The organism is Ruegeria sp. CL5 (assembly GCF_056536485.1).
In genome coordinates this window covers 26,685-52,940 of the sequence record NZ_JBQFPS010000006.1, presented here as the reverse complement: position 1 = coordinate 52,940, position 26,256 = coordinate 26,685, and the positions used below count along the sequence as shown (strand labels likewise).

Here is a 26,256-nt window from a genome sequence, read left to right as displayed (position 1 = left end):
ATGGAGGATCTGACCTCTTACCCAAACGAGGCGCACGGCGGTTTTTCTGCCGTGCCCGAGCTCAGCGACGAGGAGTTGCTGGGCCGGTTTGCTGATGGCAATGCGGCTGCGGCCCGTCTGCTGACCGGGCGGCTTGGACCGCGCAGCTATTCCGTGGCCTTGCGAATGTTGGGAAATCAGGTGGAAGCCGAAGATGTGACACAAGAGGCGATGATGCGTCTTTGGAAGATGGCGCCCGACTGGGTGCCGGGACAGGCGCAGATTTCGACCTGGCTTTATCGTGTGACATTGAACCTGTGCCTGGATCTGCGCCGAAGAAATCAGCCTGATGCGCTCGAAAATGTTGCCGAGCCAGAAGACGAATCCGCCAGCGTGGTTGATCGGATGCAAGATACCGAGCGTAAGGATGCGTTGCAGGCGGCATTGGATCAGTTGCCGGATCGGCAACGGCAAGCGGTGGTTCTGCGGCATATCGAAGAGTTGTCCAACCCTGAAATCGCAGGGATTATGGATATCTCGGTTGAGGCGGTTGAAAGCCTGACTGCGCGTGGAAAACGATCACTGGCCGCACTACTTGCGGGGCGTCGGGATGAACTGGGGTACGAACATGGCTGATCATGACAAAAAACTCGAACACCTGTTTGTGCAAGCGCGCGACGCTCGGGATGTGTTCCCGGACAATCTTGCCGTCCGAATTGAAACCGATGCAGAGGCGGTTCGGTTGGCTCGATCCGCACGCAAACGGCGTCGAACATGGCGGGACCGGATGAATGTCATCGGCGGCTGGCATGGGGTAGGTGGCCTTGTGGCCGCAAGTGCAGCTGGCATCTGGATCGGGTTTTCTGCGCCTGCTTTTCTACCTGACCCTGCAGACTATTTTGTCTCGCAGGATGCAACCTATCTGATGGCTGATCTCAACTTAGATGAAAACTATCTGGAGGACGCGGAATGAGCGATAATCCTGCACCCAAACGCAAATGGATGCCTGTTCTGCTGATCGCTTCGCTTGCTCTGAACCTGCTGATTGCAGGAGTCGTCCTGGGTACAGCCTTGCGTTTCAAAGGCAGTGATCGTGCCGCCATACCGCCAGGATTTGGCCCAGCATTGTACTATGCCCTGCCCAAATCTGATCGCAAAGCTCTCAAAGGTGAATTGTCAGATCTGCGTGGCAAAGGATCGCATCGACGCAAACAGGATTTTGGTGCGCTTAGCCAGGCCTTGCGAGCCGTGCCATTTGATCCTTCTGCGGTTGAAGATTTGCTTGAGAAGCAGGCGCAGGCAACGGCTGAGCTGCAGACAGCGCTGCACCAGCAATGGCTTGCGCAAGTCACGCAAATGAGCGCGGAAGAGCGGGTCAAATATGCAGATCGGCTGGAGGAGGTCGTCAGACGCGGCCCAGGTAAACACAAGAAACGAAACTAACTCGTCAGGCTGCTGAACTACGGATATGCACCTGATTGCGACCCGCATTTTTCGCCGCATACAAAGCTTGGTCGGCTGAACGGATCAACTGACCGGCGGCATTTCTGCGATCTGCAATATTCAGATCAGGTGAGGAACACCATTTTACGCCTACGCTGATCGTGACCGAGGTCAATACGGACTCGTCGGGCAGGCAAAACGGTTTGTTGCAAATGCTTCCGCAGATCATGTCCGCGTGTTTTAACGCCTGCTCTGCCGAGCAATGAGGAAGCCCAATCATGAATTCCTCTCCGCCGATGCGTGCGACAAAGCCGGCCTTTCCTGTTGCTGCTTGAAGCCTGCGCGCTGTTTCTGTCAGAACGATGTCACCGCCAGAATGACCAAAACGATCATTAATCGCCTTGAAGTGATCTAAATCCGCCAGCATCAGTGCAAACCCACGCCCTGTTTCCAAGGCCTGGTGGGCGATCTGATCAAGTGCCCTCATGGCGAATCGACGATTGTGTAACCCTGTCAAAGGATCAGTTAGCGATTCGGATAGATCTTTACGTATCGAAGCGCGCAATTTGTCGTCGCGGGTTTTGCGGGCGATCTGGGTATCGAGCCGGAGCGAGATTTCGTCCGGGTGGAACCCTCCCATACAAATTGCATCCGCCCCTTTATCCAAGGCCTCGGCGGCGAGGGTCGCATCCTCGTTTGACAGAACGCCGATTAATACGGTGTTTCGGGTGGCACTGCGGGATTTTAGATCGGCCAGGATGTGCCCTCCTGATCCGCCGGGCGCAAGCTCAACGACTATGGCATCAGGAGCAGGTTCAGAGAAAACGCCGTGCAGATCGGGTAGGGTGTAATTGGACAAGCTGTGTCGTGTTTGCTGCGCCAACGCACTGCCCCATAGCGCTCCGGCGCGTGGGGTCTGGGTCAACAACGCAATCTGCACGATCGCAGGTGGCGCAAGCGGTATCTGTGCCGCCTCACCAAAACCAATGGATTGGCTGGCGTCCCCAAGGCTCAGTTCCTGCCGATCGGCACGTGAGCGCAACAGGCTGCGAACACGCGCGAGAAGCAAAGTATCCTTAAATGGGTAACCCAGCACGTCGTCTAAACCATCCGATAAGGCCTTTAATCGCGCCGCCCTATCATTTTGCGGCGTGATGGCAACAATCGGTACATCGGCCAAAGCGGGATCAACTGCCATTAACTTCTTAACATCCGAGGCGGTCCCGTCGGGCAAGGTTTGGGCGGTCAAAACCAAGTCAGGACGCGTGCGCCTTAGTAAAGCACCCAACCCGGCCAGCTTTTCCCCTTGTACAACATGATACCAGGCTGCGGTGAGCTGGACCTTAAGCATAATGCGATTGGTCGAGACCCCGTCGAGGACCAGTATGGTACCCTGTACAGACATTGCCGTTCACCGTTAGATTGCATGCGCTACCAAAGTGTTTATGAGTCTGGTTAACAAACCCTTTCTAAGAGCGTCGTCGAGGCCAGATAATGCCGATCTCTGTCCATTTTGCTGAAACATTGGCCCTGAGGGTGCTGAATTGGTTGGTTGGAAATGATGAGTTGCTCCCAGTTTTTCTGGGTGCAACCGGCGCTTCCATAGAGGATTTGCGTGCTCGGGCAGGAGAAAGCGAGTTTTTGGGATCGGTACTGGACTTTCTGATGCTTGACGATTCCTGGGTGATCGCCTTTTGTGACGCCCATTCCGTGCCCTACGAAGAACCGGGCCGCGCCCGCGCTGTGTTATCCGGCACTTCTGATATGCACTGGACCTGACCAATAGGAGCCTAAATTTATGAACATTGACGCCCTCGTCTTCGACAAGGACGGCACGCTTTTTGACTTTGCGTCTACATGGGGTGCGTTCGGACGTATCGCGCTTGAACGCCTATCCGACGGGGATACGCAGCGCGCGGCTGAACTTGGCCAGGTCATCGGTTTTGATTATGCCGAGGAGAGATATAGCTCTGACAGTATCGTTATTGCGGGAACCGTCGATGAAATTGCGCGTGCCCTGACGCCGCACTTGACTGGCATCGCTCAGCATCAAATCGTCGAAACTCTCAATGACGCATCCGCAGCGTCAGAGCAAATGCCTGCTGTTCCTCTCGCACCTTTTCTTGAAAATATGCGAAAGGCCGGGCTTAAACTGGGTGTTGCGACCAATGACGCCGAGATACCGGCGCTGCGTCATCTCGAATCGGTCGGAGTTCGGGGCCACTTCGATTTTGTTGCAGGGTATGACAGTGGCCATGGCTTCAAACCCGGTCCAGGTCAGCTTTTGGCATTTGCCAAACATGTCGATGTTGATCCGTCGCGAGTCGCCATGGTTGGTGACAGTCTTCATGATCTTGAAGCGGGTCGCGCCGCAGGCATGGTGACGATTGGTGTTCTTACGGGGCTTGCCACAACAGAAACGCTCGAACCTTTGGCAGATGTAGTTTTACCCGACATCGGCCATATTCCCGGCTGGTTGTCAGAAATCTGATTGTTCGGTGTTCTGAAACGCCAGTTTGAACGACAAAACCGACACCACTTGTCGCAGATAGAGCGGCCAGAGCCAATTCTTCGGGGCTTTCTTGAGAAAGAGAGCGCCAGGAGGACAGCTATGGAAGACAGCAGGACACGCAGACGCCGCAGCGGCGGCCGCGCTGGTGCAGCCACCCGTCGCGGAAGTGAAGTCATCGATCAGATGCCGTGGAATCCGCCTGTGAACTTAGACCGGCCAACAGAACCGTTGGGATCAGAGGGGATTGAGGCGATCCACGAAGGAGCTATGCGCATCCTCGAAGAGATCGGTATCGAGTTCTATAATCAGGAAGCTCTTGGCATTTTGCGCGAAGCTGGCTGTACAATCTCTGGCGATAACGTCCGTATGGGGCGGGACTTTGTCATGGAAATGGTGCGCAAAGCCCCCAAATCATTCACTATTACGCCGCGCAATTTGGACCGTCAGATCGAGGTTGGAGGCAAAACCATGTTGTTCGGCAATGTTTCTTCACCGCCGAACTATTGGGACATGGAAATTGGTAAAAAAGTGCCCGGCACCCGACGGATGTGTCAGGATTTGCTGAAACTGACGCAGTATTTCAACTGCATCCATTTTGCCGGAGGTTATCCGGTTGAACCTGTCGATATCCATGCCAGCGTCCGACATCTTGATGTGCTTTATGACAAGCTCACGCTGACTGACAAGGCGATGCACGCCTACTCACTGGGTAAGGAACGTGTCGAAGATGTGATGGAAATGGTCCGCATCGCAGGCGGTTTGAGTCACGAAGAGTTCGAGGCATCGCCTCGGATGTATACCAACATCAACTCGACGTCACCTCTCAAGCACGACCATCCGATGATCGATGGTTGTCTGAGGTTGGCGCGGCGCGGACAAGCGATTGTGGTAACTCCGTTTACTCTGGCAGGTGCAATGGCCCCTGTGACGATGGCGGGTGCGGTCGCCCAATCGCTGGCTGAGGCATTGTGTGCGATTGCGCTGTTCCAATATGTCCGGCCCGGCATTCCATGCGTGATCGGGACGTTCACCTCGAATGTTGATATGAAGTCCGGAGCGCCCGCGTTCGGGACGCCGGAATACATGCGCTCGACGCAGATGACCGGACAAATGGCGCGGTTCTATGGATTGCCGATGCGCTCTTCGGGTGTGTGCGCTGCGAATGTGCCAGATGGCCAGGCCATTTGGGAGACATCAAATTCACTGTGGGCCGCTGTTCAATCTGGAACAAACATGGTCTATCACGCGGCTGGTTGGCTGGAAGGCGGTCTGATCGCGAGTCCTGAGAAATTCATCATGGATTGCGAAATCCTGCAACAGATTCAGCGATATATGCATCCGGAATTGACAGCAACAGGACCGGACGAGATCGCCCTTGAAGCAATCCGTTCAGTGGGAAATGATGGGCATTTCTTTGGCATTCAACACACTCAGGATCGCTATACCACGGCGTTTTATCAGCCGTTTCTGAGCGATTGGAAAAACTTTGAGGCCTGGGAAGTCGCTGGCGGTATCTGGACTGCGGAACGGGCCCATCGAATGTTCAAAGAAATCGTTAACAATTTTGAAGCGCCTGCATTGGACGAGGCGATCCGCGAAGAGCTTGAAGACTTTGTTGCCCGCCGCAAGGCTGAAGGGGGCGCGCCGACAGATTTCTGACCTAACCGAACCACGCAGATTAGTCATGAATGTCTAACATTCTCATGATCTCGGCCAGGATATTGGGTGTTTGTTAAGTTTTCTGGGGTCACCTGAAGCAGATATCCAATTCGAGTTGTTTCATGCATGGGCTGATTAACTGGGCGATCCAATCATTCGTTTGTGCCACTTATGGGCGCCAATGCTGGCTGCAGGCGACCCAAGCCGCAGGATTGGATTTCGTCGAATTCGAGGCGATGCTGATCTATGAGGCAGAGGTTTCAGATCGTGTGCTGGACGTGCTTTGTACCGAATTGAACCGTCGAAAATCCGAGTTTCTTGAGGACTTGGGCACCTATCTCGTATCACATCCGAATATGGAGGACCTAAGGCGATTGCTGCGTTTCGGGGGCGTAACGTATGTCGAGTTTCTGCACTCGCTAGATGATTTGTCTGATCGAGTGCGCCTTGCTGTTTCGGATCTCACGCTGCCGGACCTTGAATTGCAGGAACATTCATCAGCGGAATACCAACTATATTGCTCTCCCGGTCTGCCGGGATTTTCCAGTGTTATGACTGGTGTTTTGCGGGCTATGGCGGATGACTACGGCGCACTTGTTGTTCTTTCGAACGAAGAGCGTCGAAATGGGTCAGAGCTCATTTCGATTACACTGATCGAAAGCGCCTTTGCCGAAGGGCGTCATTTTGAGCTTGGGGCGCGGAAATCATGATCGAAACCGAAGATCTAGGTTCCCTTCTCGATACTTTGTGCCCCATGTATGTTCTTATCAATGATGAGGGGCGAATTGTTCAAGTGGGCCCCACAGTGCAGAAACTGCGCCCGGAGCAACCCATGGCAGGGCGGCGTTTTCTTGACCTCTTTGAGTTGCAGCGCCCGCGTTCTGTCACTGAGTTTCCAACGTTGCTTTCGACGCCAGGCGCGCGGTTACGTCTTCGTTTCCAAGATCAACCGCAAACAGTCTTTAAGGGCCTGATAGCGCCACTTTCTGGCAAGGGTGCATCGGTTGTTAACCTGTCATTCGGAATTTCAATATTGGATGCGGTGCGAGACTATGCACTGACAAGCGCAGATTTCTCAGGCACCGATTTGGCGATCGAATTGCTGTATTTGGTCGAAGCTAAATCTGCCGCGATGGAGGCTTCCAGATCATTGAACCTGCGTCTGCAAGGTGCAAAGCTGGCGGCTGAGGAGCAGGCCTATACCGACACGCTGACCGGGCTAAAAAACCGGCGTGCAATGGACCATATACTCGGGCATTTGATATCAACGAAATCGTCATTTGCATTAATGCATCTGGATTTGGATTTTTTCAAATCGGTCAACGATCGTCTGGGCCATGCCGCAGGGGATTTTGTGCTGCAGCAAGCCGCAATGATCATGCTTGATGAAACGCGGAGTGATGATACGGTTGCTCGTGTCGGCGGAGACGAGTTTGTCTTGATTATCAAAGGGATGACCGACCGGAAAAAACTCGACAGCATTGCCCGACGCCTGATCGCGCAACTTTGCCAGCCGATGAAATTCGAGGGAGCGGCCTGCAGTGTATCAGCGAGTGTTGGTACTGCTTTGTCGACCCAGTTCGAAATGCCAAAAGCGCAGGATGTACTGCATGCCGCTGACCTAGCGCTATACGCCGCAAAACGAAACGGACGATCTTGCCACCGGTTCTACTCTGAGTTTTCGAATGCACAACAATCCGGATAGAATGCGCTTGCCTAAATGGCGTCCAATATCGCAGCGATATGTTGTTCGACTTGGGGTAGTTCAGAAATGACTGGCATAACTTGGCCGGCGAAGTTTGCGCGGGCCAATTCTTGCGGCACATCTTCGAGCACATGGCCTCCGGTGCAGGCAAAGAAGGGCAGGCAAAGCGCCTTTTCACCACATCCTGATGCTGACTCGGCAATGCTTGGAGATTGCTCAACAAAGCCGGTTCGGGTGCTTTTGAATGTGACCAATTGGCCCAGCGTATCTGCAAACCCATGGGCCACCGTTGCCGGGTTATTGCTGCGCCCTGAACCATGGGCTGCGATTGCCAGATCAGTGTCAGGTGCTGACCATCCCAGATTTTCAAGTTTTTGATGCAGGGCGCTTTTAACCAAAAATGGCAACTGCGGATCGATACCCAGAGGATCCAGAATTTTGACCGACCGAGAACCAAGTCGCTTAGGTAAAGCCTTAGTTACAAACCAACCCTTCGCCATGAACAACGGATAGATCGCTATGTCGCCGGGCAATTCCTCAAGGCACGTCTCAAGCGCGTCAGGTGCAGCCAAAGTGGCGGAATGAACCGAGACCCGATGACACAGTGAATCTATTTGCCTGGCAAAGCGCGCCAGCGCCGCCTCGGCGGGTGCCGGATTTGACGGTTGTCCATGTGCGACGATAACGGCGTGTGGCATGCGGTGCTCCGAGATGGTGCTGCGAAAGATGTCCTGCTTGTTCGCAGAGTCAATGCAGGATTTTTGATCTAGCTATCCAAGTAGGGTCAACCAGAGCCAGACAGTCAGTATGGATGATGCGGTGCCGATCAAAACTGAAGATGCAGCAACCCGTTTGGCGCGCCCATACATATTTGCAAAGATATAGGCGTTGAAGCCCGGAGCCATCGCAGCGGTAAGAACACCTGAGCGAAACAGATCTTGCGGTAGCGCCAATGAAGTTCCGAATAGCCATACAAGGCTTGGATGTAGCAACAGCGAGATGCAACAGACGAAGATAATGGCGCGCAAATCGCCTTCGGGTCGGTACTTCACCAGTACGCCCCCCAATGCGAATAGTGCGCCGGGTAGGGCCGCGCGCGTGATCAGGTTCAACGCGTCATCAACCACGCCCGGTATTACAAACCCGGTAAGATTGACAACAAAGCCCAGTGAGATGCCCAGTATCAACGCATTCTTGAACATTGCGGACAATACGGATTTCACCATCCGCGTCCCACCATGGCCACGGTTTCGAAAGATCTCCATCACGGTGATACCAACGCAATAGCAAAATGGTGAATGGAAGGCGATGATCGCAAAATTTCCCGTCAAGTTGTCCGGTCCGTAGGCACGTTCCGTGATGGGCAGCCCTAAAAGCACTGAATTTGAGAACAAGCAGCAAAAGCCAATCGCGATCGAGTCCTCCCACTCGCGTCCGAATATGAGGCGAGCGCCTACCATTCCGGCGACAAAACAGAGGCCAGCTGCCGAATAGAAACTGGTCAATAGTCTGGGGTCGAAGCTTGCGTTGAGATCGAGATTGGCGATGGCCAGAAACAACAAACAGGGAATGGCGAAGCCCTGCGTGAATTTCATCAACCCGTCGATATGATCTTCGCGGAAATATCCGAACCGGGTTGCCGTATACCCGGCGCCGATGACCAAAAACACCGGCAGGATGACATCGATCAGGCTTTGGAACATGTCGCTGCCATCGACGGTATCGCGCGCGCGAACAGCGTCTTGCCCTACAGAGGTTGCCGGATCACCATGCCGTCAAAAGCAGGTGTAATATGATCCGGTGTTTCCGCATCAACCGTGGCATAATCCAGATCGATATGCATGTTGGTCAGAACGGCGCGTTTTGGTTTCAACTGGTCAATCCAGCCCAGTGTCTTCTCCAGATGGGCGTGGGTTGGGTGCGGGGATCGGCGCAGGGCGTCGATGATCAGGCAGTCGAGGTCTGAAAGCTCAGCCATGCTCTCATCATAAAGCTCCGCAACATCAGGCAGATAAACGAGATTTCCCATCTTGAAGCCAAGTGCATCAATCGACCCATGGTTCACACGGAATGGTCGAAAGGGGATCAGGCCGCCGGGGCCGGAAATCTCAAACGGGCCGTTGATTGTCTTTAGGTCCAGGATGGGCGGATAGGGTGAGCCTTCGGGTTGAACAAACGCATAACCAAAGCGACCGAGTAGATCGTTCTGGGTATCGCCGTCCGCCCATACAGGCACGCGGGTCTTCATGTTGAAAACAATCATCCGCAGATCGTCGATGCCATTGGTGTGATCGGCATGGGAATGGGTGTAAATCACGCCATCCAAACGCCCCGTTCCGGTGCCAAGCAATTGGCTGCGCATATCAGGAGACGTATCGATCAATACCGAGGTAGTACCCTCTGGCCCATCGCGTTCGACTAACAGTGAGCAGCGACGCCGGATGTTTTTGGGGTTCTCCGGATCGCATTCGCCCCAATGCCCCCCAAGTCGCGGTACACCTCCGGACGAACCGCAGCCAAGTATTGTAAAGCGCAGCTCGCTCATGCAGCGGCCTTGTAGCAAGCGGCTTTGGTGAACAGCCGGTCAAAATTGGCCTGTGTTTGGGCAGCGAAATCGGCGTACTCCAAACCGAACACTTCGGCCCCTTTGCGCGCTGTATGCGCGGTGTAGGCCGGTTCGTTTCGTTTGCCGCGATAGGGCGGCGGCGCCAGATAGGGCGCGTCGGTTTCAACCAGGATACGATCGGTGGGTGCGGCGGCGAAGATATCACGCAGCTCCTGACTTTTGGGGAATGCTGCAATGCCGGACATGGACAGATAGAAACCAAGATCAAGGGCGGCTCGGGCCAGCTCGGCTGAGGAAGAATAGCAATGCATGACACAGGAATACGGAGCGTTTCTATGCTCATCCGCCAAGATACGTGCCATGTCCTCATCCGCGGCACGTGCATGGATAATCAAGGGTAATCCGGTCCGCTGCGCCGCTTCGATATGGATACGCAGCGAACGCTTTTGAACGTCCGCCGACTCAGCCGTGTAGTGATAATCAAGCCCGCTTTCCCCAATGCCCACGAATTTTGGATGCTTGGCGAATGCGAGCAGTTCATCGACTGTTGCCATCGGCTCGTCAGCGGCGCTCATCGGGTGGGTGCCTGCGGCATAAAAGACAGGGTCATGAGCCTCGGCGATGGCGCGTACCGTGGGCTCGTTACGCAACCGTGTGCAGATGGTCACCATGCGCGTCACGCCAGCGTCGGCAGCGCGTGAAACGATTTCTTCCAGCTGACCGTCAAAATCCGGGAAATCCAGATGGCAATGGCTGTCGGTAATTTCGGGAGTGGGGCTCATCTGTTGTGACCGGCGGTTTCCTGTATCTTGAACAGCGTATCTAGGACAAGCGAGGCAGGGTCAAGGTTCACCGCCTGCCCATGCCGCGCACGCGCCGTGATGGGGGCGGCGATTTCGGCCCATTGGCGGGCCTTTTGCGGTGAGCTGGAGAGACGCGATAAAGTTTCGGCCTCATTCGGAGCGGCCTCGGGCATCAGTGCGGTGCCGGTCGCACCAGTCAGAGCCAGGCGCGAGAGAGCCACGTCTATCAATGAAAGCAGCAGATCGAACCGTTCGGCCGCCCCCCGCTGCGCAGCCGTTTCGGCCAGTTTCAGAGTGCGCTGGCGGTCAAGCCGGGGCAGGGTTCCCAAAATTGCAATCAGTTCGGCATAAAGTTCCAGCCCGCCGAGGTTTATTAAGCGAACGGCGTCACCCACTGATCCGGCGGCGAGCGCTGCGAGATGGTCAGTCTGGTTAGGAATTTCCGTATCGGTTTGCGACAGCGCAGCCTGCATGTCGTCAGGCGAGAGGGGGGATAGCCGTAGTGTGCGGCAACGCGACCGGATGGTTGGCAGCAGGCGCGAGGGTTGGTGCGAAATCAGCAGCAGGGTTGTGCGCGCGGGGGGCTCTTCGAGCATTTTCAACAGCGCGTTTGCGGCGCTGACGTTCATTTCATCCGCCGAGTCCACGATGACAACCCGCCGACCCCCATCAGCTGAGGACAAGCCGAAGAACCGCCCAAGTTTGCGGACGTCATCAACAACGATTTCATTGCGCAGCCGTCCCTGATCGTTGACAGAGCGGGTAATTGCGGCAAGGCCGGGTTCGGCCCCGGCAAGAATGCGATGGGCGACCGGGTGTTCCGGGTCGATGTCCAGAGTGTCAGGCGGAGGTGGAGCGCCGAACAGCCCGCCATCATCAGATGGCGGCGTGGCCAGCAAGAACTGCGCGATCCGCCATGCTAGTGTTGCTTTGCCCACTCCACGAGGACCGGTCAGCAACCAACCATGGTGCAATCGATCCGAATTGTACGCGGTCAGAAAGGCCTGTTGTGCTGCGTCCTGCCCGATAAGCCTGGTGGTTTCTCGCGGATGTGGTGCGCCAGGGGCCTGATCCGGAGTTGGGGTGTCGTCGCTCATGTCTGGTCTATCGCAGAGAAGTCATAACAATGTCTGTCACATCCTGCGCGACGCTGTCCATGTCCCTATTGCCGTTCACCACTCGAAAACGATCCTGGAATTCGTCCGCCAGAGCGAGAAAACCTGCACGCATCTGCAGTTGAAGATCGACACCGAAATCTTCGAACCGTTCTTCGGCACCTTGCCGACCCTTAGCGCGTGATAGACCGGTTTCCGGATCCATATCGATCAGTAGTGTCAGGTCAGGCTCGCGCCCGATCATCAAATTGTGCAGCTGATCCACGAGGCTGCGAAGATCGCCACGCGACATCCCCTGATACATGCGAGTGCTGTCGGCAAATCGGTCGCAGATGACCACTTTTCCAGCGGCCAGTGCGGGTTCGATTGTGCGTTCCAGATGGTCACGCCGGGCTGCAGTGAATAGCAGAATTTCCGTTTCGGCCGACCAACGATCCGGGTCGCCCTGTAAAACCAGATTGCGAATTTCTTCGGCGCCGGCAGACCCACCCGGTTCCCGAGTCAGAATGACATCGCGGCCTTCACGTCGCAGGTGATCGGCCAGCAGACGGGCCTGTGTAGACTTGCCTGATCCGTCAATGCCTTCGAAGGTAAGAAACGTGCCGCGCGCCGTCACATTTGCTCCAGCGGATTGTTGATCACGTCTTTCAGAACGATGCCGCCCACTGTCATCATGCGGACGACAAACCCGCCGAGGGGTACATCCCTGTCAGCCACCAACGGGCGGCGGATTTCCGGCAGGCCTTCAGGTTTGATCACCAACTCAGCCAGCTGTTGGCCTTTGCTGACCGGCGCATTGATCGGGCCTTCGTAGACGACTTCGGCCTGAATGTCCTTGTTGCCCAGGACTGGAAACAGCAGGGTCAGATCACCTTTGGGCACCAAACCCACAGTTTTTTCCGCACCCATCCAAAGCTTGGCCTGCGCTACCGGTTCTTCCGACTTGGCAACTGTCCTCTCGACAAAATTTCGAAACGACCAGTTAACCACGGCCTCAGCCTCCTCTGCCCGTTTGCCGACGCTGTCGAGCCCGGAGAGCACAAAGACAACCCGGCGATCCCCTTGTTTGGCCGAACCAACCAGACCATATCCTGCTTCTTGCGTGTGACCGGTCTTGAGACCGTCGGCCCCGATATCCAGTTTCAGTAGAGGATTGCGGTTGCGTGCGTTCGACGGGGCACGACCGTCGAATTCGAAAACCTCTTCCGCAAAGAGGGGATAGTATTCAGGGAAATCAGTGATCAATCGATCGGCCAGAACCGCCAGATCATGCACAGACATCATGTGCCCCGCAGCAGGCCAGCCATTAGAATTGGCAAAGTTTGAGTTGTTCATACCCATCTGTTGCCCGCGCTGGGTCATAAAGCGGGCAAACCCGGCTTCGGTCCCGTCGGGGCTCAATGCCTCGGCAATCACGACGCAGGCGTCATTTCCAGATAGCACAATGATCCCGCGCAGAAGGTCTTCGACCCGCACCCGGTCCTGCGTGTTCAGGAACATGGTCGAGCCACCATAGCTCATCGCATGTTCAGATACGGGCAGAGTTTCGTCCAGCGTAAGGCGACCATCGCGCAGCGCTTCAAACGCAACATAAAGCGTCATGAGTTTCGACATAGAAGCCGGGGGCAGAGGTTGATCAGCGTCTTTCGACAACAACACAGTGCCGGTTTTCTGATCGATCACATAAGCAGCGCGCGCGGTGGTGTCGAACGCATAAGCAGGCAGCGCCATTAGTGCCAGCCCGATGGCAAGAGAGGTTGATCGTAAAGCGGAAAGCATCATCGGCCTCCTAGTTCTGTCAGTTCTTGGCCGTGAAGGCATCTGTAAACCCAAGGTCTTTGACGTCATTCAACAATGCCCGGCGTTCGCTGCGTGTTGCAACAGGTCCAACCAGAACGCGCCATACTGATTTGTCTTCACCTGTCAGTTCAAACACTTCGGCATTCATCCCATTCCGACGTATCTTTTCCGCTGCGCTCTTGGCATTGGATTCAACGCCAAAAGTTCCAGCCTGAACATACGGCTTGGATAAGCCTCCTGTCGTTGCTGTGCTTGCTGCCACCGGTGCCGCTGCAGCGGTCGGTTCGGATGCTTCAATTGCTGCCGCAGCACCTGCGATCGGGTCTAATGGCGTTTCGGTGATCTCGTTAGGGTTTTTCTTTTGCCACCACTTGCGCTTAGTGGGCTTCTCAGTTGGCGGTGTTATCTCTGGGTCTGACAATGCCGCCGACTGCACCTCGGTCGGGGCGGCATCAGCCTCTGTGACGGCGGCAGCAGCTGTGCCTGCTGCCGCAGCGTTGGCTTCATCCGTTGGTTTTTTCTGCCACCATTTGCGTTTGACTGGTTGCTCAGTCGCTTGTGGATCTGCATCGGCAACCTCGGTGCTTTGCACTTCGGCAGGGGCCGACTCATCGTCCGAAGATGCGACGACGGCGCCAGCGGCTACCCCAGCAACGACTGCAGCACCAGCATTCGTGTCATTGGTTGGTTTTTTCTGCCACCACTTACGCTTAACGGGCTGTTCGACTGCTTCGCCTTCAGCTGTTTCCGTCGCCGCTTCGATTCCTTCCGCAACCTCTCCGTCCTCGGTCGCCTCTGTCTCTTCAGGGGCAGGGGGCACCTCAATCGCCTCACGGCGCAGTGCTACGACTTGAACCTTGGTTGGGGCCCCCGCCAGCATACCAAGTTGTTCTGCAGCCGAGGAAGAGACCTGTAGCGCAGGTCCAGGCAGAGCCCGCTCACGGCGGAACAATGCGCCCGTAACTGTCTTGTTGTTGGCAGTGTTCTTGATCCGCACCCGCTCGGGTTGAGTAACATCAGGGTGTGCCACCCAAATTCCACCCAGAGAGGGGCGTCCATCCCAAAGTCCGGCTTCGGTCACCTGAAATACATCGGGTGCCTCAACATCACGCTGGTTCGCAGGTGCTGCGTCTGGGAACAACTCGAACCTATTGGTATTGTCCGCCTCTTCGGTCGCAACTTCCTCTTCCGGGGCCTCTTGCAGGCTGAACCCTTCTTCGCACCCGGCCAAAGCGGCCATACCCACAACCAGAATTGCCAGCCGTTGTGGCCCAAAGCGTGTGCCCGTAGCTCGCTCCATTGTCTCAATCCCTTGCCTGACAAGGCCATATTGGCCGCGCCCCACCGCGTGATTGCTGGTTCTTCTTGCCAGTCTCTAGCGGTCTTGTCCGCGAATGATAACGCGGGCACGGCGCTAAGAAAAGACTGCTGCTGAAGCTTAGGCAAGATTTCCCGCTTTATGGCTTGCCTCTGCCTGAAACACAGCTTAGACCCTGCGGCACGCGGGGAGGTGGCAGAGTGGTCGAATGCGGCGGTCTTGAAAACCGTTGAACGTGAGAGCGTTCCCAGGGTTCGAATCCCTGTCTCCCCGCCACTCATACCTGTCTCACTTCAGATATGTTTTCTGGCCCGGAATTGTGCCGCAATTCCCGCGAGTTGGCGCATGCGCATTCAATCAGAGACGGAGCAGATCGTACACTCAGAGCGCAATTTCGGCCGCAGTCTCAGTGCCGCATTTTGGCGGGGTCGCTTTCGGCTGGATTTCCCTGATACCCGGCAATTTACAGGGAATTTTCGTGAAACGGGTTCGAACGCAGGCGTTTCACCTGTCGGAACTGTATGTTTTTAAAGGTTTATGTTGCACATTCCCTAAGAAGTGGAACAGAGAATTATCTCGCGGGAACAGGGAATTGTTCCGCCGGATCAGGGAGGGCGAACCCTGTATCAGGGAAGCAGGGTCTGGAACTATCAAAAACCGAACAGGTTTTCCTGTTCAGCCCAATCAAGTGGGTGGGTTACGCTGACCAGACGCTTGAGTGTAAGTTCAGGCGGCTGGGTGCCGTCGAGAATCGCGGCAAGAATCTTCGGGGAGAGAAAGGCGAGCTGAGCACGGGTACGGATGAATGCGCCGGGGACGCTTTCGCGGCGTGCAATCTCCATCAGTTGAACTCCGGCTTTTAGATCGCGCGCCCAGCCATGGGCGCGGATCAGCATGGACCGGAGGTGGGGATCAGGATGGGGTGCCATGTCTCCGGCGATGACCTTGGCCTCGACGCCGCGGCGGCGCAGATCGAAGGATGCGGTGATGTGGGTGAGAGCCGGGTGCAGATGGTCCGTAGCCATGCCAAGTTCGCGTGCCAGAGTTTTGGAGCTCAATTCGAGGTCGATCTGTCCTCGTGCAATTTTGCCGTTGGCCAGAATATCAGCGCCGACCTGACCGCCTTGGCGTTGAATCCGAGTTACTAAATCCGCAACTGAAGTCTGAACCGCGCCCGCCGACCCGGCCTCCGGCTGCGCCAGTACGTGATGCGCGGCGGCGGCGCCTTGCAGACGTTTGACGATGACATCAATGACAGCATTTTCCAGCGCAGGGCCGGGCAGTCGCCAGCCCGAGGTATCCTTTAGCCATCTATTCGTTTATTCGTGCGAGTTCCAGAAATTGGCCAACAAGCGCGCTGAAAGATTTACGGATATAGCGACACATGTGGGAGCAAGGTGCGGGTTTAAGTAACGCGCCTAGGATGATTGCCCAATGCCTCGTGTACGGATGCGGATGGTGAATAACCCTAGTCCAGAATTACCAGCTGGAGCGACCATAGCGCGCCCTTGGAATGCTCGCGGGGGCAGACAGGGTTTTGTCAGCTCACCGAAGCGTCGGGTGGCAGCGTGAACATCGGAACACAGTATGTCTAACGTGTTCAAACAAGTCACCTGAGAGCTAGTTCGACTTTTTTTGTTGCCGAAACCGGTTTCGGAACGAACAAATAGTAGGATGACAACGAATCCCAATCTGAAAAAGCACCAACCGGAGTCTCGGAACCCCTCACCGCCACGGCGGGTGAAACTCGACGAATTGGCGGATCATCTGGGGCTTTCAAAGAGCACAGTATCGCGCGCATTGAACGGGTATTCAGACATCTCGGAAGTCACGCGAAAGAGAGTTGAGGTCACGGCAAGGAAGATGGGCTATCGCCCGCTCAGTCACGCGCAGGCTATTCGAACAGGAAAAGTTCGCGCTATTGCGATGGTCATCAACAGCGAAGAACCGGACCAGCACAACCCGTTTCTTCAGGATTTTCTGGCAGGCGCTTGCGAAGCAGCCAGTGCGTCGGACTGGACAATGACAATTTCCACGGCAAAGTCCGGGAAAGATATGCTCAATGTGTTGGGACGTCTTGTCGAAGAACGCAAGGCAGATGGTTTCATTTTGCCCCGGACCGAAGTGGACGACGCGCGGGTAAAGTACCTTGGAGAATTGCAGGTCCCATTTATCCTATACGGGCGGACGGAATACGGCCAATCGGATCCAATGGATGATATGTCTTGGTTTGACATATCGGGTGAAGCAGCAATCAGAAATGCGGTCGTTCGATTGGTCAACTTTGGCCATAGCCGTATCGGTTATGTCGGCAGTGATCCGAAGTTCAACTACAGTCATTTGCGCCGCGACGGGTATCTTGAAGGCCTGAAAGTTGCCGGCTTGCGGGATGATCCAGAATTGATCCGGGAAGGTGCACGGACACGCGAAGAAGGGGCTAACGAAGCGCGGTCACTGTTGAAATTGGACCACCCGCCAACCGCAATGGTGTTTGCGACCGACTTGGCTGCATTAGGGTGTTATCCAGTTTGCGCTGAACTTGGCCTTGAGATCGGAAAAGACGTTTCAATCCTTGGATATGACGGCATTCCCGAATGCCAATACGTCAATCCGGGGCTGACAACATTCAGCGTGGATTCGAGACGCGCAGGCGAGCGTCTGGCCACGCTACTGATCCGCCAAACCCGAGGCGAAGAACCCGCAACCCTGCGCGAACTCAGCGAAGCCGTGCTTATCGCACGCGAATCCGACGGGCCACCCCGGCTGACACCCGAGGCACTGGCGCGAAAAATCAACCTAATCCAACGATCATAACCGGGGAGGAAACCGACTATGAAACTCACACCTAAAGCATCTCGGCTGATGCTGGGCACATCGCTGGCGCTGGTGCTGGCTGCCGTTTCTGCGCAGGCAGACACAATCCGCTTCTGGACCACCGAGGAACAGCCCGAACGTCTGGCAAAACAACAAGAGATGGCCGATCAGTTCAAAGCCGAAACCGGTACCACGGTTGAGGTGATCCCGGTTACAGAAACCGATCTGGGCACCCGTGCCACCGCTGCTTTTGCTGCTGGTGACCTGCCGGACGTGGTTTACCACCCGCTGCAATACGCCCTGCCTTGGGCCGAAGCCGGAATTCTGGACACCGAAGCAGCGTCTGAGGTGATCGAAGAACTGGGTGCCGATACGTTTGCGCCGGGCGCGCTGGGAATGGCGGCGTTCAATGGTGAAACGGCCTCTGTTCCGGTCGACGGCTGGACCCAAATGGTAGTCTATCGCAAAGACTTGTTCGACGAAGCCGGTCTGGAAGCGCCCGACAGCTTTGCCGATATTCAGGCCGCGCTGGAAGCGTTGCACAACCCGCCAGAAATGTATGGCTTTGTCTCGGCCACCAAGGTTGATGAGAACTTCATGAGCCAGGTGCTCGAGCATGTTTTCCTCGCCAACGGCGTGTCGCCAGTAGGCCCCGATGGGTTCCAGCCGTTGGACGAAGCCAAAACCAACGAGGTTTTGGATTTCTACAAAGCGATCTCCAAGGCATCTCCTCCGGGTGAGCTGTTCTGGAAGCAATCGCGCGAGCTGTATTTTGACGGCAAGGCCGCGATGATCATCTGGTCGCCCTTCATTCTGGATGAACTGGCCGGTCTGCGGGATAGTGCTCCGCCGACCATCAATGACGACCCAACCTCGCGCGATCTGGCCAGCAAAACCGGCATCGTAACCAAACTGTCCGGCCCGTCGAACCCCGATGGCGCAGCATGGGGTGACGTCCGTTACTTTGGCATCACCAACGACGCGGACACCGATGCGGCGATGGAATTCGTGAAATTCGCGATGGATGACGGCTATACCCAGACGCTGGCGATCGCGCCCGAGGGTAAGTTCCCGGTGCGCCGCGGCAATGCGGACAACCCCAATGCATTCTCTGAGGCTTGGGCCGAACTGCCCGTTGGCGTCGACCGCAAGGCACCGCTGGGTGAGCTATACGAACAGTCGATGATCGACGAGATCGTCGGCGGTTTGGATGTGGCACAGCGCTGGGGCGTGGCCGAGGGTCAGCTGGCACTGGCATCGAAGATAATCAACAGCCAGGCGATCAACCGCGTCGTCCGTCAGTATATCGACGATGAGATTGACGCCGCAGCAGCCGTTGCGGCGATGAACGAAGAACTCGCCAAGGTCGAGTAACGCTACCACTTAATGGCATCTACAGCGGCGTTCGCGCCGCTGCACCCAACCCTTCGAGGTTTCTCATGTCTTCGGCCACCCCACCGAACGGTACCGGGGCTCTTGCCAAGCGCGAAGCGCGTCTTGCATGGGCATTGCTGGCTCCGACCGTGATAAGCGTGTCTCTTGTTGTGATCCTGCCGCTGCTGGCGATCATCTGGATCAGCTTCAAGCCCTTTACCCTGTCCGACCTGCGCCCACCGGCGCCGGTTGTCCGAGAAAGCCTGCGTGGATCCGGCGATGATCTGCGGATCGAATATCGCCTGCGTAATTCCAGTCAGGAGATTGCCATCGGCGGCGTCACTCTAAGCGATGTGCTGCCTGAGGGTGTGACACCCACAGGTGAGATCGCAGCATCATGTGTGCTGGAAGGACAAGACCTGTTCTGCGATTTTGGTATCTTGGATGGCGGCCAACGCGAGAGAATTCGTATCCCGGTCACCGTAGATGGAGACCCTGACGCATTCGAAGAGTTGGTTGAAGGGTCAGAACCCGGCGTCACAGGCAGCGGTCCCAATGTGCTGACCAATTTCGAGTTCAGCCTGGAAAACTACGCCCGCGTCTTCGATGGGTCAGAGTTCTGGGGCGTGCTTTGGGTGACGCTGTTCTACACCGTCTTCGGAACCATCGGCGCATTGGTCATGGGATTGTTTGCCGCGCTGCTGCTTAACAAAAGTTTCCGCGGTCAAGGGTTCATACGCGGGCTCTATCTGTTCCCATATGTCGCTCCGGTGATTGCTGTAGCGTTCACCTGGGTTACTCTATTTGACCCATTCTCAGGCTCAGCCAATGCACTGCTGGTTCAAATGGGCCTGAGCAGCGAACCGATCAACTTCTTCGGCGAACGACCACTGGCGCTGATCATGGTGACGGTGTTCGAGATTTGGCGCTATTTCCCGCTGTCCTTCCTGTTCATTCTGGCGCGAATGCAATCCATAGACTCTAGCATGTATGAGGCGGCGGATATGGACGGCGCCTCTCCGTTCCAGAAGTTCTGGCTGCTGAGCATCCCGCAACTGCTGGGTATCCTGTCGGTGCTGTTCCTGCTTCGCTTTATCTGGACGTTCAACAAGTTCGACGACATCTTCCTGCTGACCGGCGGCAATGCGGGCACCCGCACTCTGACTGTAAATGTCTATGAGCAGGCCTTTGCAATCTCGAACATCGGAGCAGGCGCGGCCGTCGCCGTAGTGATCCTGATGTGCCTGATCGCGTTTAGCTTCGTCTTCTTCCGCTTCATCAGCCGAGAGGAGGGTCTGTGATGCGCAAAGGGTATATAACCGGCCCTGTTCTGGGCGCGCTATGGATGGTGGTGATCGCCACCACCGCTGCCATCACCATGTCGTTCTCAACCGGCGACGCATTCCGACCACAGGTCTTACTGTGCCTGATCTGGGGAACACTGGCTGGTCTTGTTTATGTCCGTTTTCCGCTACAGCGCGCGCGCTCGCGTCTGGGTATTTCGGCACTGTTGGGTCTGTCTTGCTTCACCAGATTTGGCCCGGTTCTGATCGGCTCTGGCACATCGTTGCAGGCGGTTCTGATCACGGTGATCGGCATTGCCGTTGTGATGCATCTGTCGATGGCGGCGATCCTAAAGGAAACACCGTTCGGTGAGCTCACCCGCCATGAATACGAGGATGCGGTGATCCGGTTCTGCACTGGTTTTGGCTATATCTTTTTCACGGCCATCGTGATCATCCCATTCTATGTGATGGTGATGACCAGCCTGAAGTCCCAGCAGGCGCTGTTGCAGAACCCGCTGGATTTCTCGGTGGACCTGAGCCAGGGCACCGCCCTGTTCCGCAGCTATACCGAGCTGTTCCGCGACTTCAATTTCGGCAGCTATCTGTGGACGTCCTTCTATGTCTCGGTACTGACGGTGTTCATAACGCTGCTGTTCAGTGTACCCGGAGCCTATGCCGTGGCGCGGTTCCGGTTTCAGGGACAAAAGGCCTTTTCACGCTCGATTCTGCTGATCTACATGGTGCCGATGATCGTTCTGGCGCTGCCGATCTATATTGCGTTCTCGCTTACCGGCCTGCGCAACTCGATCCTCGGTATTGTGATGATCTACCCGGTGACGACAATTCCAGTCGCGTTGTATATGCTGCAGGGCTATTTTCGCGGATTGCCGACCGAGGTGGAAGAGGCCGGGCTGATGGATGGCCTGTCCCGTCTGGCGGTGATCTGGAAGATCACCTTGCCGCTGAGCCTGCCAGCGCTGGCCTCGGTCTCGCTCTATGTCTTCATGATCGCCTGGAACGAGTTCCTTCTGGCCTTCATGCTGCTGGACGACCCGTCGAAATTTACCCTGACCCGAGGAGTCACGATGCTGAACTCCTCAGAAATTCCCCGCCAGCACCTGATGGCAGGTGCGGTGATCGCCACCGTTCCGATCATGGCGCTGTTCCTGGGGCTTGAACGTTTCATGACCAAGGGCCTCACAGCGGGGTCAGTCAAAGGATGACTCAGATGAATCAACATACGAACCCTGACCGCGAAGCGCGCAACATACTGATTGCCAACGATCGCGGCGGCTACACCATCCCGACTGAAGGGCTGTACCCCTACCAGTGGAATTGGGACAGCGCGATTACTGCGCTTGGATTTGCCCAGTTCGACCTCGACCGCGCCTGGGCCGAGATCGAGACACTGTTTACTGGGCAATGGGATAACGGCATGGTGCCGCACATCCTGTTCCACCAGCAGGATGAAGGGTATTTCCCCGGCCCGGATGTTTGGGGCTGCAATGGTCCGATCCCCTCATCGGGTATTATCCAACCCCCCATCGCGGCCACGATGACCCGCAAAATCTGGCAACAGGACACCGCGTTCGGAGACGCGCGGATGAAGGCGCTGTTCCCAAAGCTGCTGGCTTGGCACCGCTGGATCATGAAATGGCGTTTGGATGAATTCGGGGCTGTTTGTACAACCCACCCTTGGGAAGCGGGTCGTGATAACGCGCCAGACTGGGACAATTCAATGGCGCGCATGGATGCGTCGGATGTGGGAGAGTACAAACGCCGCGACACCAGCCATGTGAACAGCGAGGATCGCCCGACAAAGTTCGACTATGACCGTTACATCAGGCTGGTACAGATCGGTCGAAAAGCAGGCTGGGATCAGCAGGCGCTGCTGTCGCTGAACCCGTTCCGTATCGCCGATCCGACGATGACCTTTACTGCATTACGGGCCGCGCGGGACTTGCTGGTGATCAGTGAACAGCTTGGTCTGGCAGTTGAAGGCTTAAGCACAGACATTGAAAAACTGGAAGCTGGCGCTCGCTCACTTTGGAACGAAGAGCTGGGCAGCTTTGACGCGCGTGACGCACATACCGGCGAGATGTCAGGTAGCGTATCGAACGCGTCCTACCTGTGCTGGTATGCGGGTGTTGAGTCGGACAAGATGCTGGAACGGTTGAAAGCCACACTAGAAACCGTGCCCTATCCGGTTCCAAGTTATGACCCGGAAATGCCGAAATTCGACGCGCGCCGCTACTGGCGCGGGCCCACCTGGGCATTCATGAACATGATGATCGGATTCGGGCTACAGGATCTGGGTCATACCGAGCACGCAGATCAGTTGCGCAAAAAAACCGGCGATCTGATCTCGGGCTTTGGTTTTGCAGAATACTTCGATCCAATAACCGGGAGCCCGGCTGGTGGTAAGGCTTTCTCTTGGACAGCAGCGGTTTGGCTTCACTGGGCAGGGAGGGCCTGATGGGTAGCATCGAACTTAAATCAGTCGAAAAATGGTTCGGCTCGGCCCAAGTCATCAAGGGCGTGGACCTCAAGATCGAAGAGGGCGAGTTCATCGTTTTCGTTGGCCCATCGGGCTGCGGAAAGTCCACTCTGTTGCGCATGATCGGCGGGCTCGAGGATATCTCGCGCGGGTCGTTGTTGATCAATGACAGTGATGTCACCGATCACCCGCCTTCAAAACGCGGCTTGACAATGGTGTTCCAATCCTATGCGCTTTATCCGCATCTGACAGTCGCCGAGAACATGGGGTTCTCTTTAAAGGTGGCCGGTGTTCCCAAGGCGGAGATCGCCGAACAGGTTAATCGCGCTGCAGAGGTTCTCAAGCTGGGACCGTTCATGGAACGCAGACCAAAAGACCTTTCTGGTGGTCAGCGGCAACGGGTTGCTATCGGCCGATCCATCGTCCGCGACCCCACCGCGTTCTTGTTTGACGAGCCACTTTCCAACCTCGACGCCGCCCTGCGGGTCGAGATGAGGTATGAGATCGCCAAGCTGCACCAAAGCCTCAAGCGCACGATGATCTACGTGACGCATGATCAGGTCGAAGCGATGACATTGGCCGACCGCATTGTGGTTTTGGAATACGGCAAGATCGCTCAGGTCGGTACGCCGCGCGAGCTGTATGAACGCCCTGCGAACCTGTTCGTGGCCCAGTTCATCGGCAGCCCAAAGATGAATATCCTGCCCTGCACGACCGAGGGTGACAGTTTCCATCTTGAGCACGGCCGCAGTGGCCCGTTTTCATGGTCCGCAGCGGCCACCAAGCTTGGCATCCGCCCCGAACACATTCGGGTAGGCGCTGCAGGCGATGGTCAGACTGACGGTGTCATCGAGGTGATCGAGTATCTGGGTGCAGACACATTCCTGATTGTGGATTGTGGAAGCGAGGACAAGGTCACAGTCCGTCTGAACGGCGATACGGCCCTGACACCGGGCACCCAGATTGGTTTGCATTTCCCCACCGACAATCTTCATTTTTTCGATGAAGACGGGCAGGCTTTGAGGCTTGGATAGATGAACTCACCGGTATCCGTTGCTAGCATTGACCATTGACGCTCAAGAACACAGTGAGTGTAAAGCCGAACCTGAAGAACTGAAGCCGAAGCCATCCCTTTCAAAGTGGGCTGCTGTTGTCAGCCCAAACCTAGGGACCTTTTCGGATGTCGGTGTTGCGGGCTAAAGGTGTTGCGAAGATGCGGGCGAGGCCATTTCAGAAGAAGAATCCGCCGTAGCGCCAAGCCCAGACCCCGATTGACCCCTGTTACAAGGGCTGTTTTGGGCAAGCTGTGTTCCTAACGTTGGACCTGGGCCAGGCGTCAATCACGCACAAGGTGGCCGCCATCCACATCCAGAATGGAGCCGGTCATAAATCCGTTTGACATCGCAATGATCACGGCCTGCGCGATTTCCTCGGCCTCTCCGACCCGTCCTACGGGAAGGCTATGACCAACCTGCGCATACATGCCTTCTCGCGCCTCTTCCGACATTGCGGCGTAGGCTTCGGTGGCTACCATACCGGGGCTGATGCAATTTACCCGCGCCCGACCGGCCAGCTCCAGCGCCAGCACTTTCGCCAGTGCCTCAACCGCGGCATTTACCGCACTGAGGCCTGTGGCCCCGGCAGATGGGCGACGGCTGAGCACGCCGGAAAAGAACGTTATGGAGCCGTCTTCGACCAACACGGGCAACACTTCGCGCGCAGCTAAATAGGGGCCAACAAACTTGGCCTCGAACATGGCGCGCAGATCGTCTGGCCAATTGCCAAGCCACCGGACGTCATCCGGGTCTTTTCCGAGACGACGGCTCAGACCTAGGCGTGAGTACCCGTTCCCAAGCACGGTACGGGGACGTTTGCGTTTGTAATGGGCCATGTCATTGGCCTTTCATGCAGTTTCTGAACTACATGGCACCCTCCATCGGTTGGCTCGTTGGTTTTGGGCTGGGCTCGGATAGACGGTCGAAAACGCAGCCGGTCTGAATATCGGACTGGGCGAACAAGATCAATGGGGCGGGAAAAAGCCGCTTAATATGGTGTTAGGTGATTGGGCCGGTAGGCTGTGGACGGACGGACCACTCAACCTGAGATCGCTTCACATAACACCCGTTCAGTGATGTTCGCGGTTCGTTATGACGCTGCAATTCGTGTATTGGTTGCAGAAAACTGCCATTCGAGACGCGGTTCGAAGTCGACCGCAGTGCGGGACAAAGCCGCCTTATGCTCATCGCTTTCTGGTGACTGGTCTCACACCGAAGCGGACCTTCATTTCGAGCTTTACATCCTCCGAGATGCGGATTAGCTGCCGAAAAGCGAAACGAACTGAATGTCTGCTTTCCCTCGGCTTACGGTAGCTTTAGAGCTAACCGTAGTTTCGCGAAAGTTGGGGGGACAGACAATGCAGAAGGTGCTTGTTACTGGTTCGTCGGGTCGGATTGGCCGGGCATTCTTTACCGCGTACCAAGACCAGTTTCAGTTTGTGCTGACCGATTTAAGTGAACCCACATACTCTGTTTCGGATCACCACCATTTCGTGCGCTCTGATCTTTCGGATGCAAATGCCGCTGCGGATTTGTGCCAAGGCATGGACGCCGTTGTGCATCTCGCAGGCGTACCCGATCCGAACGCAGAATTTGATGATGTGCTGCCTGCCAACATATTGGCGACGACCTATTTGATCGAAGCTGCTCGTCAAGCAAACGTCCGCCGCTTCGTCTTCGCGAGTAGTGCACAAACCATCGAAGGATACCCCGTAGACCGGCAAATCGTTCCGGGGATGGCTGTTGCTCCGGCCAATCTCTACGGCGTCACCAAGTGCTATGGGGAAGCCTTGTGTTCGCTTTATGCGACGCAGCACGGCATGTCCTGCGTCTCCTTGAGAATAGGGGCGTTCGAACCTGCGGACGGCCCGCCACTTGAAACACTGCGTGACCTCAGCGCGTGGCTCAGTCATCGCGACGCGACGCATCTAATTGACCGGGCGCTTCAAGCCGAAATCAAAGGGAGCTTTATTGCGCACGGCATCTCTAACAATCGATTTAAGCGGCTTGATCTAACCGAAACTTGCAAAGTGCTTGGATACGCACCGCAGGACGACGCGTTTTCGACCTTTCCGATACCATCCGCTTAAAGCCGACATTCGCGCAATGTGCAGCATCGGTCAAAATGGGCTCATCGCAGGCGTTCTATGCACATTGGATCAATGGCGGTTATCTGAGGGGTTGAAATGATGGTTCGTTCGGTCCGCAGATAAGGCTCGCACTCAACCAGAGATCGCTTCAGATAACACCCGTTCAGCGACGTTTGCGGTTTGTTATCGAAGTATCAAACATCAATGGTTGCCAAATCTGGCGCTCGTTATGTTGCTCTC

General features: G+C 55.9%; 26 protein-coding genes and 1 tRNA gene. 16 read left to right on the top strand and 11 right to left on the bottom strand.

Translation table 11 applies throughout. The features are described 5' to 3' along the window. The 3 genes from ACR0IU_RS11735 to ACR0IU_RS11725 are packed head-to-tail and all read left to right on the top strand — an operon-like array spanning nucleotide 1 to nucleotide 1,422. On the top strand, nucleotides 1-615 hold the full coding sequence (locus ACR0IU_RS11735; protein WP_480716396.1) for an RNA polymerase sigma factor: 615 nt from the start codon (nucleotides 1-3) through the stop codon (nucleotides 613-615). After that, nucleotides 608-952 carry a hypothetical protein gene (locus tag ACR0IU_RS11730; protein WP_480716395.1) on the top strand — a complete coding sequence of 115 codons (345 nt, stop codon included), beginning with the start codon at nucleotides 608-610 and terminating at the stop codon, nucleotides 950-952. The genes ACR0IU_RS11735 and ACR0IU_RS11730 overlap by 8 nt, the downstream gene beginning before the upstream one ends. Further along, complete coding sequence (locus ACR0IU_RS11725; RefSeq protein ID WP_480716394.1) at nucleotides 949-1,422, top strand: periplasmic heavy metal sensor; 474 nt, start codon at nucleotides 949-951, stop codon at nucleotides 1,420-1,422. Before ACR0IU_RS11730 ends, ACR0IU_RS11725 begins: the two co-directional genes overlap by 4 nt. Before the next feature lie 4 nt (nucleotides 1,423-1,426). On the opposite strand, the gene ACR0IU_RS11720 is transcribed toward ACR0IU_RS11725, so the two are convergent. Continuing rightward, entirely contained in the window at nucleotides 1,427-2,827 is a 1,401-nt protein-coding gene (locus ACR0IU_RS11720) for a diguanylate cyclase (RefSeq protein ID WP_480716393.1), read from the bottom strand. An 89-nt stretch (nucleotides 2,828-2,916) separates the two neighbouring features. On the opposite strand from ACR0IU_RS11720, the gene ACR0IU_RS11715 reads away from it, so the two are divergent. The 5 genes from ACR0IU_RS11715 to ACR0IU_RS11695 all read left to right on the top strand — a co-directional run bounded on the left by ACR0IU_RS11715 (nucleotide 2,917) and on the right by ACR0IU_RS11695 (nucleotide 7,298). Then, the gene (locus tag ACR0IU_RS11715) at nucleotides 2,917-3,201 is read left to right on the top strand and encodes a DUF3572 domain-containing protein (protein WP_480716392.1); all 285 of its coding nucleotides are present in this window, start codon (nucleotides 2,917-2,919) and stop codon (nucleotides 3,199-3,201) included. A gap of 19 nt (nucleotides 3,202-3,220) precedes the next feature. Beyond that, on the top strand, nucleotides 3,221-3,913 hold the full coding sequence (locus tag ACR0IU_RS11710; RefSeq protein WP_170476499.1) for an HAD family hydrolase: 693 nt from the start codon (nucleotides 3,221-3,223) through the stop codon (nucleotides 3,911-3,913). Nucleotides 3,914-4,033: 120 nt separating this feature from the next. Continuing rightward, nucleotides 4,034-5,593, top strand: coding sequence for a trimethylamine methyltransferase family protein (locus ACR0IU_RS11705; RefSeq protein ID WP_480716391.1), 1,560 nt, complete (start codon nucleotides 4,034-4,036; stop codon nucleotides 5,591-5,593). Between the two features lie 122 nt (nucleotides 5,594-5,715). Beyond that, nucleotides 5,716-6,303 (top strand): heme NO-binding domain-containing protein, encoded by a 588-nt coding sequence (locus tag ACR0IU_RS11700; RefSeq protein WP_480716390.1) that lies wholly within the window; start codon nucleotides 5,716-5,718, stop codon nucleotides 6,301-6,303. After that, complete coding sequence (locus ACR0IU_RS11695; protein ID WP_480716389.1) at nucleotides 6,300-7,298, top strand: diguanylate cyclase domain-containing protein; 999 nt, start codon at nucleotides 6,300-6,302, stop codon at nucleotides 7,296-7,298. Before ACR0IU_RS11700 ends, ACR0IU_RS11695 begins: the two co-directional genes overlap by 4 nt. An 11-nt stretch (nucleotides 7,299-7,309) precedes the next feature. Here the strand turns inward: ACR0IU_RS11695 and ACR0IU_RS11690 are convergent, their stop codons facing one another. The 8 genes from ACR0IU_RS11690 to ACR0IU_RS11655 form a co-directional block, all read right to left on the bottom strand. Further along, nucleotides 7,310-7,996, bottom strand: coding sequence for a CbiX/SirB N-terminal domain-containing protein (locus ACR0IU_RS11690; protein WP_480716388.1), 687 nt, complete (start codon nucleotides 7,994-7,996; stop codon nucleotides 7,310-7,312). 72 nt (nucleotides 7,997-8,068) lie between these two features. Beyond that, the gene (locus tag ACR0IU_RS11685; RefSeq protein WP_480655870.1) at nucleotides 8,069-9,001 is read right to left on the bottom strand and encodes an AEC family transporter; all 933 of its coding nucleotides are present in this window, start codon (nucleotides 8,999-9,001) and stop codon (nucleotides 8,069-8,071) included. Nucleotides 9,002-9,045: 44 nt separating this feature from the next. Then, the gene (locus ACR0IU_RS11680; protein WP_480716387.1) at nucleotides 9,046-9,843 is read right to left on the bottom strand and encodes an MBL fold metallo-hydrolase; all 798 of its coding nucleotides are present in this window, start codon (nucleotides 9,841-9,843) and stop codon (nucleotides 9,046-9,048) included. Continuing rightward, nucleotides 9,840-10,646: a TatD family hydrolase gene (locus ACR0IU_RS11675; RefSeq protein ID WP_480716386.1), complete on the bottom strand. Its 807-nt coding sequence runs from the start codon at nucleotides 10,644-10,646 to the stop codon at nucleotides 9,840-9,842. Before ACR0IU_RS11675 ends, ACR0IU_RS11680 begins: the two co-directional genes overlap by 4 nt. After that, the gene (locus ACR0IU_RS11670) at nucleotides 10,643-11,764 is read right to left on the bottom strand and encodes a DNA polymerase III subunit delta' (RefSeq protein ID WP_480716385.1); all 1,122 of its coding nucleotides are present in this window, start codon (nucleotides 11,762-11,764) and stop codon (nucleotides 10,643-10,645) included. The genes ACR0IU_RS11675 and ACR0IU_RS11670 overlap by 4 nt, the downstream gene beginning before the upstream one ends. Before the next feature lie 7 nt (nucleotides 11,765-11,771). Further along, complete coding sequence (gene tmk, locus ACR0IU_RS11665) at nucleotides 11,772-12,398, bottom strand: dTMP kinase (RefSeq protein ID WP_010442736.1); 627 nt, start codon at nucleotides 12,396-12,398, stop codon at nucleotides 11,772-11,774. After that, nucleotides 12,395-13,561, bottom strand: coding sequence for a D-alanyl-D-alanine carboxypeptidase family protein (locus ACR0IU_RS11660; RefSeq protein WP_480716384.1), 1,167 nt, complete (start codon nucleotides 13,559-13,561; stop codon nucleotides 12,395-12,397). The genes tmk and ACR0IU_RS11660 overlap by 4 nt, the downstream gene beginning before the upstream one ends. A gap of 19 nt (nucleotides 13,562-13,580) precedes the next feature. Continuing rightward, nucleotides 13,581-14,882, bottom strand: a complete 1,302-nt coding sequence (locus tag ACR0IU_RS11655) for an SPOR domain-containing protein (protein ID WP_480716383.1) — start codon at nucleotides 14,880-14,882, stop codon at nucleotides 13,581-13,583. 204 nt (nucleotides 14,883-15,086) lie between these two features. Between ACR0IU_RS11655 and ACR0IU_RS11650 the strand changes: the two genes are divergently transcribed. Further along, nucleotides 15,087-15,176, top strand: a tRNA-Ser gene (locus ACR0IU_RS11650). A 374-nt stretch (nucleotides 15,177-15,550) separates the two neighbouring features. Here ACR0IU_RS11650 and ACR0IU_RS11645 read toward each other — a convergent pair. Next, on the bottom strand, nucleotides 15,551-15,958 hold the full coding sequence (locus tag ACR0IU_RS11645) for a hypothetical protein (RefSeq protein WP_480716382.1): 408 nt from the start codon (nucleotides 15,956-15,958) through the stop codon (nucleotides 15,551-15,553). Nucleotides 15,959-16,574: 616 nt separating this feature from the next. Between ACR0IU_RS11645 and ACR0IU_RS11640 the strand changes: the two genes are divergently transcribed. The 6 genes from ACR0IU_RS11640 (at nucleotide 16,575) to ACR0IU_RS11615 (ending at nucleotide 23,905) form a co-directional block, all read left to right on the top strand. After that, nucleotides 16,575-17,714 (top strand): LacI family DNA-binding transcriptional regulator, encoded by a 1,140-nt coding sequence (locus ACR0IU_RS11640; protein WP_480716381.1) that lies wholly within the window; start codon nucleotides 16,575-16,577, stop codon nucleotides 17,712-17,714. A gap of 18 nt (nucleotides 17,715-17,732) precedes the next feature. Beyond that, nucleotides 17,733-19,088: an ABC transporter substrate-binding protein gene (locus ACR0IU_RS11635; RefSeq protein WP_480716380.1), complete on the top strand. Its 1,356-nt coding sequence runs from the start codon at nucleotides 17,733-17,735 to the stop codon at nucleotides 19,086-19,088. 65 nt (nucleotides 19,089-19,153) lie between these two features. Next, nucleotides 19,154-20,389: a carbohydrate ABC transporter permease gene (locus ACR0IU_RS11630; protein WP_480716379.1), complete on the top strand. Its 1,236-nt coding sequence runs from the start codon at nucleotides 19,154-19,156 to the stop codon at nucleotides 20,387-20,389. After that, entirely contained in the window at nucleotides 20,389-21,597 is a 1,209-nt protein-coding gene (locus ACR0IU_RS11625; protein WP_480716378.1) for a carbohydrate ABC transporter permease, read from the top strand. Before ACR0IU_RS11630 ends, ACR0IU_RS11625 begins: the two co-directional genes overlap by 1 nt. 5 nt (nucleotides 21,598-21,602) lie before the next feature. Further along, a complete protein-coding gene (locus ACR0IU_RS11620; RefSeq protein WP_480716377.1) occupies nucleotides 21,603-22,850 on the top strand; it encodes an MGH1-like glycoside hydrolase domain-containing protein in 1,248 nt (415 codons plus the stop codon). Continuing rightward, complete coding sequence (locus tag ACR0IU_RS11615; RefSeq protein ID WP_480716376.1) at nucleotides 22,850-23,905, top strand: ABC transporter ATP-binding protein; 1,056 nt, start codon at nucleotides 22,850-22,852, stop codon at nucleotides 23,903-23,905. Before ACR0IU_RS11620 ends, ACR0IU_RS11615 begins: the two co-directional genes overlap by 1 nt. A gap of 302 nt (nucleotides 23,906-24,207) precedes the next feature. Here the strand turns inward: ACR0IU_RS11615 and ACR0IU_RS11610 are convergent, their stop codons facing one another. Beyond that, nucleotides 24,208-24,762, bottom strand: coding sequence for an SDR family oxidoreductase (locus ACR0IU_RS11610; protein ID WP_480716375.1), 555 nt, complete (start codon nucleotides 24,760-24,762; stop codon nucleotides 24,208-24,210). A 522-nt stretch (nucleotides 24,763-25,284) separates the two neighbouring features. Between ACR0IU_RS11610 and ACR0IU_RS11605 the strand changes: the two genes are divergently transcribed. Next, nucleotides 25,285-26,016: an NAD-dependent epimerase/dehydratase family protein gene (locus ACR0IU_RS11605; RefSeq protein ID WP_480716374.1), complete on the top strand. Its 732-nt coding sequence runs from the start codon at nucleotides 25,285-25,287 to the stop codon at nucleotides 26,014-26,016. Nucleotides 26,017-26,256: the final 240 nt, after the last annotated feature.